Consider the following 15,845-nt stretch of genomic DNA (forward strand, 5'->3'; position numbering starts at 1 on the left):
GGTCGGCACGGCCGGGGTCCGGGGCCGGCTGGTCGGCTCGGTCGTCGGCCAACGCTCGGCTTCGCCCGCGCCCGGGGGACCCCCCTCGCCTGGAACGCGCAGTCCGCGATGACGTCGTGGCTTCCTGCTGTCCGGCGCGGTGGGCGGACTGGTGTACCTGTCACTCGGCTCCCGCCCGGCCTCGATGCGCGGCGAGGGCGAGCCGGACGCGGTCAGTGCTGCAGCAGGCCAAGTGCTGTGAGCGACGGGAGTGTGACTGCGAGGGCAGTGGAAAAGGTCAGCCCGCCAGCGGTCACTGCCTCGACGAGCCGGTTTCCGGTGACCATCTTGAGGATCACCGCGGAGAGGCCGGCCACCGTCGCGAGCAAGATCGCAACGGCGAGTGCCAGCCCGGCGACCGTGGCTGTCGGCTGGTCCGACGAGGTCCCCATGTCACCCCACCTCCAGCCCCGGCAGGAACCGTTCCGCGCCGAACGCCGGTTTCAGGTCGGTGAACCAGGTCGCTCCCTCGTCGTACGCGGCGAAGAACGGCCGGTCGACCAGTTCGGGGTCGCGGGCCTGGATGAGGTGGAGCACGAAGACCTTCTCGCCCGCGACCTCGGCGACGCCGTCCACGCAGACCTTGCCCGGCATCGCGGACATCACCGGCCCGCGCACCGTGCGGGCGAGCCCGGAGACCCGGGCGTGGGCGTCCCGGAAGATCGTGTACCCGCGGGCCAGCGGCACCGCGAAGTAGCCCTGCGGGCCGGTGTCCCGCTCCACGAACTGGTAGTACGGCACCGCCCCCAGCGCGGTCGTCTCCTCCCACAGCTCGGCCCACACGTCGGCGCTGTCGTTGATCCCGGCCACCAGCGGCCCCTGGCAGCGGATCACCGCGCCGGTGTCCCGCACCCGGCGCATCGCCTCCCGCACCACCGCCGGGCGCAGTTCCCTCGGATGGGTGAAGTGGGCCATGAGCGCCAGATGGCGGCCGCTCGCCACCACCTTCTCGAAGAGCCGGAGCAGGTCGTCGGCGTCCCGGTCGGTGAGGAAACGGTACGGCCAGAAGGCCAGGGACTTGGTGCCGATCCGCACCGAGCGGACGGTGTCGATCTCCAGCAGCGGCTCCACGTAGCGGCGCAGCACCTCGGTGCTCATCACCAGCGGGTCGCCGCCGGTGACGAGCGTGCTGCTCACCTCCGGGTGGGCGCGCAGATAGGCGCCGGTGGCGGCGATGTCGTCGGTGGCGATCCGCAGCTCGGACTCCCCGACGAACTGCGGCCAGCGGAAGCAGTACGTGCAGTAGGCGTGGCAGGTCTGGCCCTGCCGCGGGAAGATCAGCACGGTCTCGGCGTACTTGTGCTGAAGCCCCGTCAGGCGGCGGCCGTCGTGCACGGGGACGTTGGCGTCGAGCTGGCCGGAGGGGTGCGGATTGAGCCGCATCCGGATCTCGTGCGCGGCCCGCCGGACCTCGGCCTGGGGAGCGTCCCGCGCCAGCAGGTCCGCCATCCGGCGCAGGTCGTGCGCGGGCAGCATGCCGCTCTGCGGGAACGTCAGCCGGAAGACGGGGTCGTCGGGAGCGGCCGACCAGTCGATCAGCTCGTCCACCACGTAGGAGTTGGTGCGGAACGGCAGGACCGCGGACACGGCCCGCAGGGCGAGCCGTTCGGCGGGCGTCAGCGACACCCGGTCCAGCAGGCCGTCCAGGTCACGGGGGGTGAAGGCGCGGAACCGGGGGTTCGCGTGCGGAGCAGGGTGGTGCGCTGAACTCATGTGTGCCAGGGCCTCTATTCCGTGACCAGGACCGGCGGTCGCAACTCCACGAAGGCGGCCGCCGACGCATCGTACTTCTCCGCGAATTTCTGGAGGAGCAACGCGTGCAGGGGACTTTCGTCGTCGACCACGATCAGCTCGTGGCCGCCCCGCACGGTGAAGGCCTCGCTGTGCGCGGAGAGTTGGTCGAGGCGGTGCCGGGCCAGGTACGACACCAGGTCGGACCCGGCGACGTACAGCCGGTCCTCGACGGACACGAAGGGGCAGCGGAACTCCCTGCGGCCGTCGGTGGCGTCGACCAGGGTGAGCGGCAGCCGGGTGAAGTGCTCCATCGGCTTGCTCTGCCCCCACAGCTCGTCGAAGCGCTGCTCCACGAAGGTGCCGAGCGGGGAGCGGACGGCGACCTCCAGCTGGACGCCCTCGCCGGAGAGCCGGCCCACCGTCAGGAAGGAGACCAGGCAGCGCTCGTCCCAGCGGTAGAGCGTGACACCGGGGGACGTCTGGCACAGGCGGACCTCGAGCAGGGCCCGGGAACCCTCGTCCAGGCGGCGCGCGAAGCGGTCCAGGGTGCGCAGGTTGCGCATGATGTCGCGGCGGATGTCGGCGCTCTGCTCGCCGAGTTCCCGGCCGCGCAGGATGACAGCGAGCGAGTCGGGGTCCAGCAGCAGGATCTGCACCCGTGCGCCGTGCGCGGTGGCCGCCTTGACGCCGCGGAACAGGCGTTCGGAGAACTGCGGCCCGAACAGGTTGGAGAAGGTGTCGAGCACCTTCACGCACGCCGTCGCGCCGTGCACCTGGGAGGCGAACCACTCGTAGTCGAGCCGGGTGTGCTCACGGACCCGGCCCTCCTGGGCACGGGAGATCAGCGGGCCGATCACGAAGACGGTGATGACCACGCCGACGAGGTCGGTGCCCAGGTTGAGGGCGAGGTTCTGCTCGTAGGCGTCCATGGCGGAGGCCCGCCACAGCAGCAGGGCGGCACAGCCGGCCAGCGCGAGCAGCGCCGTGAGGCTCTGCGGGCGGCGCGGGGTGCGAAACGCCCGCCATAACCAGCGCAGCCTAGGTATCGGCGACCATGCGTTCACCCTGCGGCGTCTCCCCCCGGACCCGTGCACGCGGGGGCCGCGCGACCCCCCGTGGGATGGGTGAGATACCCAGGTGCCCCGCCCGCCAACCGCACCCCTGTTCCCCGGCCGTGGCGGGAGCAGGGGTGCGGCGGGGGAACGAGCCGGTCCTCCGGTCAGCCGATCCGGTGCATCCAGCCGTGCTTGTCCTCGGTCACGCCGCGCTGGATGCCGAGGAGGGCCTCGCGCAGCCGGAGGGTGACCTCGCCGGGGGTGCCGTCGCCGTGGGTCCACTGGTCGGTCTTGGTCTTGACGTGGCCGATCGGCGTGACCACCGCGGCCGTGCCGCAGGCGAAGACCTCGGTGAGGGCGCCGGAGGCCGCGTCCGCGCGCCACTGCTCCAGCGTGATCACGCCCTCCTCTGCGGTGTAGCCGAGGTCGCGGGCGACCTGGAGCAGGGAGTCGCGGGTGATGCCCTCCAGGATCGAGCCGGTCAGGGCGGGGGTGACGATCCGGTCGCCGTAGACGAAGGCGACGTTCATGCTGCCGCTCTCCTCGACCTTGGTGCGGGTGACCGCGTCGAGGTAGACGACCTGGTCGCAGCCGTGCGCGGCGGCCTCGGCCTGCGGCAGCAGGGACGCCGCGTAGTTGCCGCCGGTCTTGGCGTCGCCGGTGCCGCCGGGGACGGCGCGGACGTGGTCCTCGGAGACCCAGATGGTGACGGGCTTGACGCCGCCGGCGAAGTAGGAGCCGGAGGGCGAGGCGATGAGCATGAACAGGTACTCGTTCGCCGGGTGCACACCGAGCGCGGCCTCGGTGGCGAACATGAACGGACGCAGGTACAGCGACTGCTCGCCGCCGTGCGGCGGGACCCAGTCGGCGTCCTGGGTGAGCAGCGCGTCCAGCGCGGCGATGAACAGCTCCTCGGGCAGCTCGGCCATGGCCATGCGGCGGGCGGAGTTGCGGAAGCGGCGGGCGTTCGCCTCGGGGCGGAACAGCGCGATCGAGCCGTCGGGCTGGCGGTAGGCCTTGAGGCCCTCGAAGATCTCCTGGCCGTAGTGCAGGACGTGGGTGGACGGGTCGAGGGAGATCGGGCCGTACGGGACGAGCTGGGCGTCGTGCCAGCCGCGGCCCTCGGTCCACCTGATCGTCACCATGTGGTCGGTGAAGTGGCGGCCGAACCCGGGGTCGGCCAGGATCGCCTCGCGCTCGGCGGCGGCGAGGGGGCTGGCGGAGGGCTTGAGCTCGATCGTGGGCGTCGTCATGAGTGGTTGTCCTTCACCGGTTGTAGTGACGGGCCGCGCTCACGCCCGTCATCGGCCTGGTCAGACCGGTGTTAGGACGTCCGAGCTTTCCCTCATACCGCGGCTCCGCGTTCGATTATCGCGCGGGGCCGGCGGCCGAAGGAACGGGGGTGAAAGCGGCCCGGGGTCGATGGTGGCACCCGGCGGGGACAGGGGAAAGCCGCCGGGCGGTCGTCCGACCCGGCGGCTTCTGCGTGGGAGCGCCGGGTCAGCCGGCTACTCGGGTGGCGAGCGCGTCGCCGATCTCGGAGGTGCTGCGGGCGCCCAGCGAGGCGCGCTCGGTGAGGTCCGCGGCGACCGCGGCGTCGACGCGGTCGGCCTCGGCGTCGTACCCGAGGTGGCGCAGCAGCAGGGCGACGGACAGGACCGTGGCGGTGGGGTCGGCCTTGCCCTGGCCCGCGATGTCCGGCGCGGAGCCGTGGACCGGCTCGAACATCGAGGGGAACTCGCGGGAGGGGTTGATGTTGCCGCTCGCCGCGACGCCGATGCCGCCGGAGACGGCCGCGGCGAGGTCGGTGATGATGTCGCCGAAGAGGTTGTCGGTGACGATGACGTCGAACCGGGCCGGGTCGGTGACCAGGTAGATGGTGGCCGCGTCGACGTGCACGTAGTCGGTGGTGACCTCGGGGAACTCCTCGGCCACCTTGTTGAAGATGTTCGTCCACAGGTGACCGGCGAAGGTCAGCACGTTGTTCTTGTGGACGAGGGTGAGCTTCTTGCGCGGGCGGGCCTGGGCGCGGGCGAAGGCGTCGCGGACCACGCGCTCGACGCCGAAGGCCGTGTTGACGGAGACCTCGGTGGCGACCTCGTGCTCGGTGCCCTTGCGGATGGTGCCGCCGTTGCCCGTGTAGGGGCCCTCGGTGCCCTCACGGACGACGACGAAGTCGATCTCCGGCTGGCCGGCGAGCGGGGTGGCGACGCCGGGGAGCAGCTTGCTCGGCCGCAGGTTGACGTGGTGGTCGAAGGCGAAGCGCAGCTTGAGCAGGAAGCCCCGCTCCAGAACGCCGGACGGCACCGACGGGTCGCCGATGGCGCCGAGCAGGATGGCGTCGTGCTGCTTCAGCTGCTCCAGGTCGGCGTCGGTGAGGGTCTCACCGGTGGCGTGGTAGCGCCTGGCGCCGAAGTCGTACTCCTTGGTCTCCAGCTTCACATCCTGCGGCAGGACGGCGGAGAGGACCTTGAGACCCTCGGACACGACTTCCTGTCCGATGCCGTCCCCGGGGATCACTGCGAGATCGATGCTGCGAGACATGCGGGCACCCTACTCCTCGTCCCAGGTGATGACACGCTCCGTCCATCATGTGGACGAGCGCGGACGGCACCGGACGCGTGCTCAGTGTCCGGTCTCGCCGCCGTTGTCGCGGCGGTCGAGGGCGCGCTGGAGGGCGGCGGCGGCGTTCTTGCGGTCGGACTCACTCGTGCGGGTCACGTGGCGGACTCGGCGGCGGACGGTCGTCTCGGCCATGGAAATCGACTCCTTCGGCAAACACGGAGCACGGCGATGAGGGTTGACGAGCTGCCGGAAGGGGCGGGGAGCGCACGGGCCGCAGGGGTTGCCTGCACGGGTGCCCGGCTCACGACCGCCATTCGCTGGATCGAGCGAGACGTTCGGCTTCTACAAACGTAAGGGAGCGACCCGGTTCTGTCTGCACAATTACTCGGACTTCCTACTATCTGAGACGGCGCTCCCCGTCACACCGCCCTGACCTGCGCTTTCGCGCGAAAGGCCGCTGCCCGCCATGGACAGCACCGCCCCGTCGTCCCCCAGCGCTGACCCTGGCCGCCGGGATCCAGTCCTGGGCGGCCCACCAGGCGCGCGTGCACGAACCGCAGTCCTGCTGATGCTGCGCGGCGGCAACACGGGCGAGGTCCTGGTGCGGGCGGCCGGCTGACGTCCGGTCAGGCGACGTCTCCGTCCCGCCAGTCGAGGACCAGCTCGCCGGCCGGGTTGAGGGGGCCGGCGAGCGCGGGCCGGACGAACACGTCTCCCTCCTCGTCCGGCAGCCGGACGATCCCGTCCGGGGAGAGGGCGTGCACCCGGCCGGGCCAGCGCAGCCAGCCCCGGGCGGTGTAGAGCCGGGCCCCGTCCTCGCTCGCCGAGAGCGCGCCCAGCTCGTACGCCCGGTCGATGATCCGCTCCAGCTCGGCCATCACCCGCCGGCCGAGTCCGGTGCGCCGCGCGTCCGGCCGTACGGCGACGGCCTCGACGTACCCGGTGCGCAGCCAGCGGCCCCGGTGCCGGACGCGCCGCATCACCACGGACCCGTGCGCGGCGAGCCCGCTCCCGTCCTGGACCAGCACATGCATCCCGCCGAGCCCGTGGTCCCAGTCGGCGTCGGAGAAGTCCCCGCCGAACGACTCTTCCAGCAGGGCGCGGGCGGCGTCGAGTTCGCCGGGTTCGAGGTCGGCGGTGTGGGCGAGGCGCAGTCGGACCGTCATGGGCCCACTGTCCCGCGGTCCGCGCCCGGTGACCGGCGGTTCATGGAAACGGGCCGGGAAGCCTGCTCGGTGGCAGGCTTCCCGGCCCGTGTTCGGGGAGGGCGGAGGATCAGCCCATGTGCGGGTAGGTGTAGTCGGTCGGCGGGACCAGGGTCTCCTTGATGGCCCGGGTCAGGGTCCACCGCAGCAGGTTCTGCGGGGCGCCGGCCTTGTCGTTGGTGCCGGAGGCGCGGCCGCCGCCGAAGGGCTGCTGGCCGACGACGGCGCCGGTCGACTTGTCGTTGATGTAGAAGTTGCCCGCGGCGTAGCGGAGCTTCTCCATCGTGTACGCCGCCGCGGCGCGGTCGTTGGCGATGACCGACCCGGTGAGCGCGTAGTCGGACACCGACTCCATCTGCGTCAGCATCTCGTCGTACTTGTCGTCCTCGTAGACGTAGACGCCGAGGATCGGACCGAAGTACTCGGTACGGAAGATCTCGTTCTCCGGGTCGGTGGAGACGATCACCGTCGGGCGGACGAAGTAGCCGACCGAGTCGTCGTAGCTGCCGCCCGCGATGATCTCGCAGGCCGGGTCGGACTTGGCGCGGTCGATCGCGGCCTTGTTCTTCTCGAACGCGCGGTCGTCGATGACGGCGCCGATGAAGTTCGACAGGTCGGTGACGTCGCCCATGGTGAGCCCGTCGACCTCGGCGGCGAACTCCTCCTTGAAGCCGGAGTTCCAGATCGACGCCGGGATGTACGCCCGGGAGGTCGCGCTGCACTTCTGGCCCTGGTACTCGAAGGCGCCGCGGGTCAGGGCGGTCTTCAGCACCGCGCGGTCGGCGCTCGGGTGGGCGACCAGGAAGTCCTTGCCGCCGGTCTCGCCGACGAGCCGCGGGTAGGAGCGGTACTTCTCGATGTTGTTGCCGACCGTCTTCCACAGGTACTGGAAGGTCTTGGTCGAGCCGGTGAAGTGGATGCCCGCGAGGTCGCGGTGCTCCAGGGCGACCTTGGAGACCTCGATGCCGTCGCCGGTGACGAGGTTGATGACGCCCTTGGGCAGCCCGGCCTCCTCCAGCAGCTGCATCAGCAGGACGGCGGCGTGGGTCTGCGTCGGGGACGGCTTCCACACGACGACGTTGCCCATGAGGGCCGGGGCGGTGGGCAGGTTGCCGGCGATCGCCGAGAAGTTGAACGGCGTGATCGCGTAGACGAAGCCCTCGAGCGGACGGTGGTCGAGGCGGTTCCACACGCCCGGGGAGTTCGCCGGCGGCTGCTCCGCGAGGATCTGGCGGGCGTAGTGGACGTTGAAGCGCCAGAAGTCGACCAGCTCGCAGGGCGTGTCGATCTCCGCCTGCTGGGCGGTCTTCGACTGGCCGAGCATGGTGGAGGCGGCGAGCGTCTCACGCCAGGGGCCGGCGAGCAGCTCGGCCGCGCGCAGGATGATCGCGGCCCGGTCGTCGAAGGACATCGCGCGCCAGGCCGGGGCGGCGGCGAGCGCCGCGTCGATGGCGTCCCGCGCGTCCTGCTGGGTGGCGTGCCGGCCGGTGCCGATGACGGACTTGTGGTTGTGCGGCTGGACCACCTGGAACGGCTCGCCGCCGCCCATCCGCTTCTCGCCGCCGATGGTCATCGGCAGGTCGATCGGGTTCTCGGCCAGCTCCTTGAGCCTGGCCTCCAGCCGGGCGCGCTCGGGCGAACCGGGGGCGTAGCCGTGCACCGGCTCGTTGACCGGGGTGGGGACCTGGGTCACAGCGTCCATGAGATCGGTAACTCCTTGTGCGTGAGCGGGTGTTGGCTGGCTCAGCCCTTGCTGACCATGGAGCGGAGGAAGAACCGCAGGTTCGCCGGCTTCTCCGCGAGCCTGCGCATGAAGTAGCCGTACCAGTCGGTGCCGTAGGCGGTGTAGACGCGCATGCGGTGGCCCTCGGCGGCCAGCCGCAGGTGCTCCTCGCCGCGGATGCCGTACAGCATCTGGAACTCGTACTCGTCGAGCTTGCGGCCGGCCCGGTGGGCCAGCTCCTGGGCGATGGCGATGAGGCGCGGGTCGTGGGACCCGATCATCGGGTAGCCCTCGCCCTCCATCAGGATCCGCAGGATGCGGACGTACGCCTTGTCGATCTCGTGCTTCTGCTGGTACGCGACCTCGGCGGGCTCCTTGTAGGCGCCCTTCACCAGGCGGACGCGGCTGCCGGAGGCGGCGAGCCGGCGCGCGTCGTCCTCGGTGCGGAAGAGGTAGGCCTGGATGACGCAGCCCGTCTTCGGGAAGTCCTTCCGCAGCTCCTCGTGGATGGCGAACATCGAGTCGAGGGTGGTGTGGTCCTCGGCGTCCAGCGTCACGGTCGTACCGATGGCGGCCGCGGCCTCGACGACCGGGCGGACGTTGGCGAGGGCCAGCTCGTGGCCGCCCTCCAGCGCTTGGCCGAACATGGACAGCTTCACCGACATCTCGACCTTCTCGCCCAGTCCCAGCGGCTTGAGGCGGTCGATCAGCTGCAGGTAGGCGTCCCGGGCGGCGGTGGCCTGCTCGGGGGTGGTGATGTCCTCGCCGACGACGTCCATCGTCAGCTCCAGGCCCCGGCCCGTGAGGTCCTCGATGATCGGCACGATGTCGTCGACGGTCTCGCCGGGGATGAAGCGGTCGACGACCTGCTTGGTCACCGGGGCCGCCGAGATCAGGCGTCGCATCCGGTCGCTGCGCGACGCGGCGAGAATCACGGGACCCAGCACGGGGCACCTCCACAGACAAGCATCAAATAAGCCATTACCCGACGTTTCGGGTACGGCACGGAGAACCACCGTGAAACCTAAGGATCTCTTCGATCCTGGGCCATCGACAGCTGTCACGCATCCGTGCACGGGATCTCAGACAGATGTATGAAGGCCGCCGGAAAATGAGGGAGAATAGCCGGGTGGCGGCGGATTTCAAGGGCCTCAAGGGCGACTACCAGGAGCTGGTCGACGAGATCTCCGAGCTGCTGGGGGTCCCGGCGACCCTGGAGAACCGCGACTTCGAGCTGATCGCCTTCGGCGCGTACGACAGCGACGACGAGCTGGACCCCTCCGCGCTGGACCCGGTGCGCACCCGCTCGATCCTGACCCGGCGCTCCACCGCGACCGTGCGCGCGTGGTTCGAGGGCTTCGGCATCACCCGCGCGACCGGCCCGGTGCGGATCCCGCCGAGCCCGGAGGCCGGGGTCTACCGCGGCCGGATCTGCCTGCCGGTGCGCCATCGGGGTGTCGTCCTCGGCTACGTCTGGCTGCTGGACGGCGACCCCGGGCCGACGGACGCCCAGCTGGCCGCCGCGATGGAGGTGGCCGGCCGGATCGGCGCGCTGCTCGCGGACGAGGCGGAGGCCGGGGCCGGGCTGAGCCGGGAGCTGCGGGCGGTGCTCACCGCCGAGCGCGGCTGGCAGCAGGACATGGCGGTGGCCGAACTGCGCACCGCGCTCGGCCCCCGTGCCGACGGCCCCGTGACCCTGGTGTGCGTCGCCCCCTGGCCGTCGGCCGACCCGGACGACGCCCCCGCCGCCCGGACGATCCCGCACGCCACGGCGCTGTGCACGCTGCCCTGGGGAGCGGCGGCGCAGAGTCTGGCGCTGCTGGTGCGCCTGCGGGCGACGGAGGTGAGCGCGCCCGCGACGGCGGCGGCCGCGCGGCTGCTGAAGGAGGCCGAAGCGGTGCGCGGGGTGCCGGGGAGCGCGGGGGGCGTGCCGGACGGCGCCGCGCGCGGGGCCGGGGCCCGGGCGGCGGCCGCGGCCGCCGCCGGACTCGCCGGGGCGGCGGCGATGCGGCAGGCCGCAGTCCCCCGGTGCGCCGCCGGCATCGGGGAACCCCGCGTCGGGCTGGCGGAGTTGGGGACGGTCTGGCAGGAGGCCGCCGCCGCGGCGCGTGCCGCGCTGGCCGAGCCCCGGTTCGGGCCGGTCGCCCAGTGGGCGCGCATCGGGCCGTACCGGCTGCTGACCGCGCTGCCGGCGCAGGCCGCGCACGATCCCGTGGTCGGCCCGCTCCTCGTCCCCGCCCATCGTGAACTGGCCCGCACCGCCGAGGTCTTCCTCGACTGCGCGGGGCAGGCCGGCCGCACCGCCGCCGAACTCGGCATCCACCGCCAGACCCTGTACTACCGGCTGTCCCGCGTCGAGCAGCTGACCGGCCTGGACCTGGACGACGGCGAGGACCGGCTCCTGCTGCACATGGCCCTGAAGCGGGCCCGGCTGTAGCGGCCCCGGAGCCCTCCGCGGAGACCGCTGGGAGGCCCGCCTCACGACCGCCTCGGGCGGCCCTCAGCCGAGCAGGTCTCCCACCACGGCGATCCCCTCCGCGATCGCCCGCTCGGGCACGTTGCCGAAGCCGAGGACCAGTCGAGGCGGCTCGGTGGCGCGGGAAGCGCGGTTCGCGCTCATGCCGTAGAGGCCGACGCGGCGGGCGCGCGCCTGCGCGACCACCGTCTCTTCGTCGGCCCCCGCGGGAAGGTGGGCCACCGCGTGGAATCCCGCCGCGAGGCCGGTCAGGCGCACCTTCGGCGCGTGCTCGGCGAGGGCGGCCCGCAGCGCCCTGCAGCGGGCCGCGTACAGGGGGCGCATCCGGCGCAGATGACGGTCGTGGCGGCCGGACTCGATCAGCAGGGCGAGGGCCAGCTGGTCGAGCGTGGGGGTGCCGCGGTCGGCGATCCGCTTCAGCTCGGCGAGCCGGGCGGTGAGCGCGGGCGGGGACAGCAGCCAGCCGATCCGCAGGGCGGGGGCCAGGGACTTGCTGACCGTGCCGATCGACACGACCCGGTCGGCCGCGAGGCCCTGGAGTGCGCCCACCGGTTCGCGGTCGTAGCGGAACTCGGCGTCGTAGTCGTCCTCGATGACGTACGCGTCGCGGTGCCGCGCCCAGGCGAGCAGCGCGTGCCGGCGTTCCGGGGCGAGGAGGACTCCGGTGGGCCACTGGTGGGCGGGGGTGACGATCACCGCGCGGGCGCCGGTCGCCGCCAGGGCCGCCACGTCGACGCCGTGCGCGTCGACCGGGACGGGGACCGGGGTGAGGCCGGCCGCGCGGATGGCCGCGGTCGCGGTGGCAGGGCTGCCGGGGTCCTCGTGGGCGACGGTGCGGACGCCCGCGCCGGCCAGCGCCTGGAGGGTGAGGGCGAGCCCTTGGGCGTAGCCGGAGCAGACGAGGGTGTGGTCCGGGTCGGCGGCGGCCGCGCGGATCCGGCGCAGGTAGGCGGCGACGACCGTGCGCAGCTCCCGGCTGCCGAGCGGGTCGCCGTAGTCCAGGTCGGCGGTCGGCATCCGGCGGGCCGCCTCCCGGACCGCCCACAGCCAGTCGGCGCGGGGAAAGGAGGCGAGGTCGGGTACGCCGTGCCGGAAGTCGGCGATGAGGCGGGGCCGTTCGGGGACCGGCGCCGGCGGCGGTACAGCCGGGGCGGCGGGGCCGCAGGGGGCCACCCGGGTGGCCGAGCCGGCTCGGGTGACCAGGTAGCCCTCGGCCTGCAGCTGGGCGTAGCAGTCCTGGACCAGGCCGCGGGACAGGCCGAGCGAGCGGGCCAGTTCGCGGGAGGAGGGGAGGCGTTCGCCGGTGTGCAGCCGGCCGGTGCGGATCGCGTCGCGCAGTTGCCGCTCCAGCTGGACGCGCAGCTGCTCACCGCTGCTCCGGTCGACGGTCAGCAGCAACTCGGGGGACCGACCGGCCCACTGCACAGCCATGGAATTGGAGCTTACCGGGGGGCCGGTCGCCGCCTAGCGTCGGCGGCATGACGAACTCCCTGATCCGGACCGGGACTTGCCCCGAGCGGCCGCCCCTGCTGAACCGTGCCCTGCTGCTGCGGTTCGTGAGCATGGTGGGCGCCACGGTGAGCTTCTTCCTGCTGCTGTCGGCGGTGCCCGCGCATGCCGGCCGGGGCGGGGCGGGTCTCGCGACCGGCGCGATGATGCTGTCGACGGTGCTCGGCGAACTGTCCGGACCCCGGATCCTGCGCCGGTACGGCAACCGGGGCCCGTTGGCGGCCGGGCTCCTCCTGCTCGGCGCGCCCGCCCTGGCGCTGCCCCTCTCCCCCGGCCCGCTGTGGACCGCGGCGGTCTGTCTGGTGCGCGGCCTCGGCTTCGCCCTCACGCTCGTCGCCGGCGGCGCCCTGACCGCGGCCCTGATCCCGGCGCGGCGCAGGGCCGAGGGGCTCGCCCTCGTCGGCGTGGTCGGCGGCGTGCCGTCCCTCGTCGCCCTCCCGCTGGGCGTGTGGCTGACCGTCCACGTCGGCTACACCCCGGTCACCACGGCCGCGGCCCTGGCGGCCCTGGTGACGATCCCGACGGTGCCGGGCCTCCGGGAACCGGACACGGCGAAGGGCGCACCGCTCGCCGGCGCGGCAGGCGGTACCGGAGATCAGGGGGAAGTGCCCCACGGCGAGGGGACGTGCACCCGCGCGCAGGAGCAGCAGGAGGAGGAGGCGGCGCTCGGCGGCGAGGGCCGGGCCGTCTCCGGCGAGGCCGGCCCACCCGGCAGCGGGACGCGGGTCCGTGAGGCCGAGGCGCTCGGCGTCTTGGAGGCCCTGAGGGCCGGCGGGCTGCGGCGGCCCACCGTGGTGTTCGCGGCCACCGCGCTCGCCGCCGGAATCCTGGTCACGTTTCTGCCGCTGGCGGTTCCGCGCGGGTCGGCCGGGCTCGCGACGGCGGCGCTGCTGGTGCAGAGCGGCGCCTCGACCGGGGCCCGGTGGGCGGCGGGGCGGTACGGCGACCGGCGGGGCTCCGCGCGGCTGATCCTTCCGGGTCTGGTGGTGTCGGCGGCCGGGCTGGCGGCGCTGGCGGCGACCTCCAGCCCGGTCGCCGTACTGGCGGGGGCGGCGGTCTTCGGCACCGGCTTCGGCATCGCCCAGAACGCCACTCTCGCCCTCATGTACAGCCGCGTGACCCGCCCGTCGTACGGCACGGTCACCGCGCTGTGGAACCTCGCCTACGACGGCGGCATGGGTGTGGGCGCCGCGGGGTTCGGCCTCCTCGCGGCGTGCACGGGGTACTCCCGGGGGTTCGTCCTGACCGCGGTGCTGATGCTGGCCGCACTGGGGCCCGCGGTGCGCGACCGACGCCCTGGGCGGCGCTGACGGCGGTCAGCCGGGGCCGGCTCCCTCGATCACCCGCCGCAGGCCCTCCGTCAGCTGCTCCGCGGTGGTCGCCGAGTCCGGGTCGAAGAGCCACTGGACCATGAGGCCGTTGAGCAGGGTCTGGTAGAGGCGGCCCTCGGTCTCCACGGCCTCCTGGTCGAGGTCCGCCTCGGGGACGCCGCTGAACAGGGCGGCGAGTCCGGCCCGGCTCTCCTTCTGCGCCTCGGCGAGGAGCTTGCGCACCTGGTCCAGTCGATCGTCCTGGAACATCAGCTCGAAGCTGAGCAGCCAGACCGGCCGCGATTCGGGGACCGTGCGGATGATGCTCGTCCAGACCTCCCGGAAGCGCTCGAGCGATCGCGGGGGCTGCGTCACCGTTCCGCCGAGCCCGGGGTCGAACTGCTCCCCCACGCCTTCGATCAGCGAGATGTAGGCCTGCACCAGCAGCTCGGCCTTCGAGCCGTAGTGGTAGCCGATCGAGGCGAGGTTGGTGCCCGACTCCTTGACGATGTCCCGCGCCGTCGTGCGCAGGAAGCCCTTCTCCAGCAGGCAGCGCTTGGCGCCCTCGAGCAGATCCTCACGGTGTCCCATACGCTCACCCTACCGCCCGTCCATACAGCTGTCCCAGACGCATGACCTATACATTCGTCCTAGACAAGCGTTTAAGACGCTCGTATAGTCCTCGGCATGACGAACTCGACGAGCACGAACGTCCCGGTCGGCGCCGACAGCGCCGCCCCCGTCCGCGCCGGGCGCCGCGAGTGGACCGCTCTCGGCGTGCTGATGCTTCCGCTCCTGCTGGTCTCGATGGACGTGTCCGTCCTGTACTTCGCCACTCCCGCGATCAGCGCGGACCTGCACCCGAGCGGCACCCAGCAGCTGTGGATCTACGACATCTACGGCTTCGTCCTGGCCGGCCTGCTGATGACGATGGGCTCCCTCGGCGACCGCGTCGGCCGCCGCAAGCTCCTGCTGACGGGCGCCGCGGCCTTCGGCGGCGCCTCGCTCCTCGCGGCCTACGCCGACAGCGCCGGGACCCTCATCGCGGCCCGCGCGGTCCTCGGCATCGGCGGCGCGACCCTGATGCCGTCCACGATGGCCCTGCTGCGCACGATGTTCACCGACCCCGCCCAGCGGGCGAAGGCGATCGGCCTGTGGTCCGGGGTGATGACCGGCGGCATCGCGCTCGGCTCGGTGATGAGCGGCATCCTCGTCGAGAACTTCTGGTGGGGCTCGGTGTTCCTGGTCAACCTGCCCGCGATGGCCCTGCTGCTGCTCCTCGGCCCGGTGCTGCTGCCGGAGTCCAGGAATCCGGACCCCGGTCGTTTCGACTGGCCGAGCGTTCCGCTGTCGATGGCCGCCGTGCTCCCGGTGATCTACGGCCTGAAGGAGATCCCGTCCGAGGGCTGGCACCCGCTGTACGTCGTCTCCGTGGCCGTCGGCCTGCTCTTCACCGGCCTGTTCGTCCAGCGGCAGCGCACGGCCGCCTCGCCGCTCATCCCGCCGGCCCTGCTGAGGGGCCGCGGCTTCGGCCCGGCGCTGGTCCTCAACCTGATCGGCAGCCTCGGCATGATGGGGTCGGCCGTCTTCACCACGCAGTACCTGCAGTCGGTCCTCGGCTACAGCCCGCTCGCGGCGGCCCTGTGGAGCCTGCTGCCCTCGGTGTTCATCGGCTTCGCCGGCCCGGTCACCGCACAGCTCGTCCAGCGGGGCGTGAACCGCGGATACGTCGTCGCCGGCGGCTTCGCGGCCATGGCGGCCGGTTACGCGATGCTCGCCCTCGTCGGCACCGACGCGCTCTGGCTCGCCCTGGCCGGGGCCGGCGTCCTCGCCTGCGGGGTCGTCGCGATCATGTCCCAGCTGACCGACCTGGCCCTGGGCGCCGCCCCGGTGGAGCGGGCGGGCACCGCCTCCTCCCTGCTGGAGACCAGCGCCGAGTTCGGCGGGGCGCTCGGCATGGCGGTCCTCGGCTCGATCGGTACGGCGATCTACCGCCACGAGATGCCGGCCGGTGCCCCGGCCGGGGCCCGCGAGACCCTGGGCGACGCCCTCGCCGCGGCCGCCCACCTGCCCGGCCCGGCCGGTGCGGCCCTGCTCGCCACCGCCCGGGAGGCGTTCACCACCGGGATGCACGGCGCGGCGGTCGCCGGAGCGGTGGTACTGGCCCTGGCGGCGGTGGGCGCGGCGGTGAGCCTGCGCAGGATCGCGGCCGGGGAGAAGTAGGGCGGA

The 15,845-nt window shown here is 72.8% G+C and carries 14 protein-coding genes; 3 read left to right on the plus strand and 11 right to left on the minus strand.

The annotated features are described in order from the left end of the window. Positions 1 to 212 precede the first annotated feature (212 nt). From OG956_RS10265 to OG956_RS10310, 9 genes are all read right to left on the minus strand, one after another. Complete coding sequence (locus OG956_RS10265) at positions 213 to 431, minus strand: hypothetical protein (RefSeq protein ID WP_330337641.1); 219 nt, start codon at positions 429 to 431, stop codon at positions 213 to 215. Position 432: 1 nt separating this feature from the next. Further along, complete coding sequence (locus OG956_RS10270) at positions 433 to 1,752, minus strand: KamA family radical SAM protein (protein ID WP_330337642.1); 1,320 nt, start codon at positions 1,750 to 1,752, stop codon at positions 433 to 435. 14 nt (positions 1,753 to 1,766) lie between these two features. Then, complete coding sequence (locus OG956_RS10275) at positions 1,767 to 2,837, minus strand: hypothetical protein (protein WP_330337643.1); 1,071 nt, start codon at positions 2,835 to 2,837, stop codon at positions 1,767 to 1,769. 155 nt (positions 2,838 to 2,992) lie between these two features. Next, positions 2,993 to 4,081 (minus strand): branched-chain amino acid aminotransferase, encoded by a 1,089-nt coding sequence (locus OG956_RS10280; protein WP_330337644.1) that lies wholly within the window; start codon positions 4,079 to 4,081, stop codon positions 2,993 to 2,995. Between the two features lie 247 nt (positions 4,082 to 4,328). Next, a complete protein-coding gene (locus tag OG956_RS10285; protein ID WP_330337645.1) occupies positions 4,329 to 5,372 on the minus strand; it encodes a 3-isopropylmalate dehydrogenase in 1,044 nt (347 codons plus the stop codon). 81 nt (positions 5,373 to 5,453) lie between these two features. Continuing rightward, the gene (locus tag OG956_RS10290; RefSeq protein ID WP_153545374.1) at positions 5,454 to 5,585 is read right to left on the minus strand and encodes a hypothetical protein; all 132 of its coding nucleotides are present in this window, start codon (positions 5,583 to 5,585) and stop codon (positions 5,454 to 5,456) included. A gap of 434 nt (positions 5,586 to 6,019) precedes the next feature. Further along, the gene (locus tag OG956_RS10300; protein ID WP_330337646.1) at positions 6,020 to 6,559 is read right to left on the minus strand and encodes a GNAT family N-acetyltransferase; all 540 of its coding nucleotides are present in this window, start codon (positions 6,557 to 6,559) and stop codon (positions 6,020 to 6,022) included. Between the two features lie 109 nt (positions 6,560 to 6,668). After that, entirely contained in the window at positions 6,669 to 8,300 is a 1,632-nt protein-coding gene (pruA, locus tag OG956_RS10305; RefSeq protein WP_330337647.1) for an L-glutamate gamma-semialdehyde dehydrogenase, read from the minus strand. Positions 8,301 to 8,341: 41 nt separating this feature from the next. Further along, a complete protein-coding gene (locus OG956_RS10310; RefSeq protein WP_330337648.1) occupies positions 8,342 to 9,268 on the minus strand; it encodes a proline dehydrogenase family protein in 927 nt (308 codons plus the stop codon). A 164-nt stretch (positions 9,269 to 9,432) separates the two neighbouring features. Here OG956_RS10310 and OG956_RS10315 point away from each other — a divergent pair, with 164 nt between their 5' ends. Continuing rightward, the gene (locus tag OG956_RS10315) at positions 9,433 to 10,758 is read left to right on the plus strand and encodes a PucR family transcriptional regulator (protein WP_330337649.1); all 1,326 of its coding nucleotides are present in this window, start codon (positions 9,433 to 9,435) and stop codon (positions 10,756 to 10,758) included. 63 nt (positions 10,759 to 10,821) lie between these two features. Here the strand turns inward: OG956_RS10315 and pdxR are convergent, their stop codons facing one another. Beyond that, positions 10,822 to 12,228, minus strand: coding sequence for a MocR-like pyridoxine biosynthesis transcription factor PdxR (pdxR, locus tag OG956_RS10320; protein WP_330337650.1), 1,407 nt, complete (start codon positions 12,226 to 12,228; stop codon positions 10,822 to 10,824). 47 nt (positions 12,229 to 12,275) lie between these two features. Here pdxR and OG956_RS10325 point away from each other — a divergent pair, with 47 nt between their 5' ends. Continuing rightward, complete coding sequence (locus OG956_RS10325; RefSeq protein ID WP_330337651.1) at positions 12,276 to 13,616, plus strand: MFS transporter; 1,341 nt, start codon at positions 12,276 to 12,278, stop codon at positions 13,614 to 13,616. 6 nt (positions 13,617 to 13,622) lie between these two features. Here OG956_RS10325 and OG956_RS10330 read toward each other — a convergent pair whose 3' ends face one another. Then, the gene (locus OG956_RS10330; RefSeq protein WP_330337652.1) at positions 13,623 to 14,207 is read right to left on the minus strand and encodes a TetR/AcrR family transcriptional regulator; all 585 of its coding nucleotides are present in this window, start codon (positions 14,205 to 14,207) and stop codon (positions 13,623 to 13,625) included. A gap of 96 nt (positions 14,208 to 14,303) precedes the next feature. On the opposite strand from OG956_RS10330, the gene OG956_RS10335 reads away from it, so the two are divergent. Next, the gene (locus tag OG956_RS10335; RefSeq protein WP_330337653.1) at positions 14,304 to 15,839 is read left to right on the plus strand and encodes an MFS transporter; all 1,536 of its coding nucleotides are present in this window, start codon (positions 14,304 to 14,306) and stop codon (positions 15,837 to 15,839) included. Positions 15,840 to 15,845 lie beyond the last annotated feature (6 nt).

It is taken from the genome of Streptomyces sp. NBC_00557 (genome assembly GCF_036345995.1).
Classification (GTDB): domain Bacteria; phylum Actinomycetota; class Actinomycetes; order Streptomycetales; family Streptomycetaceae; genus Streptomyces.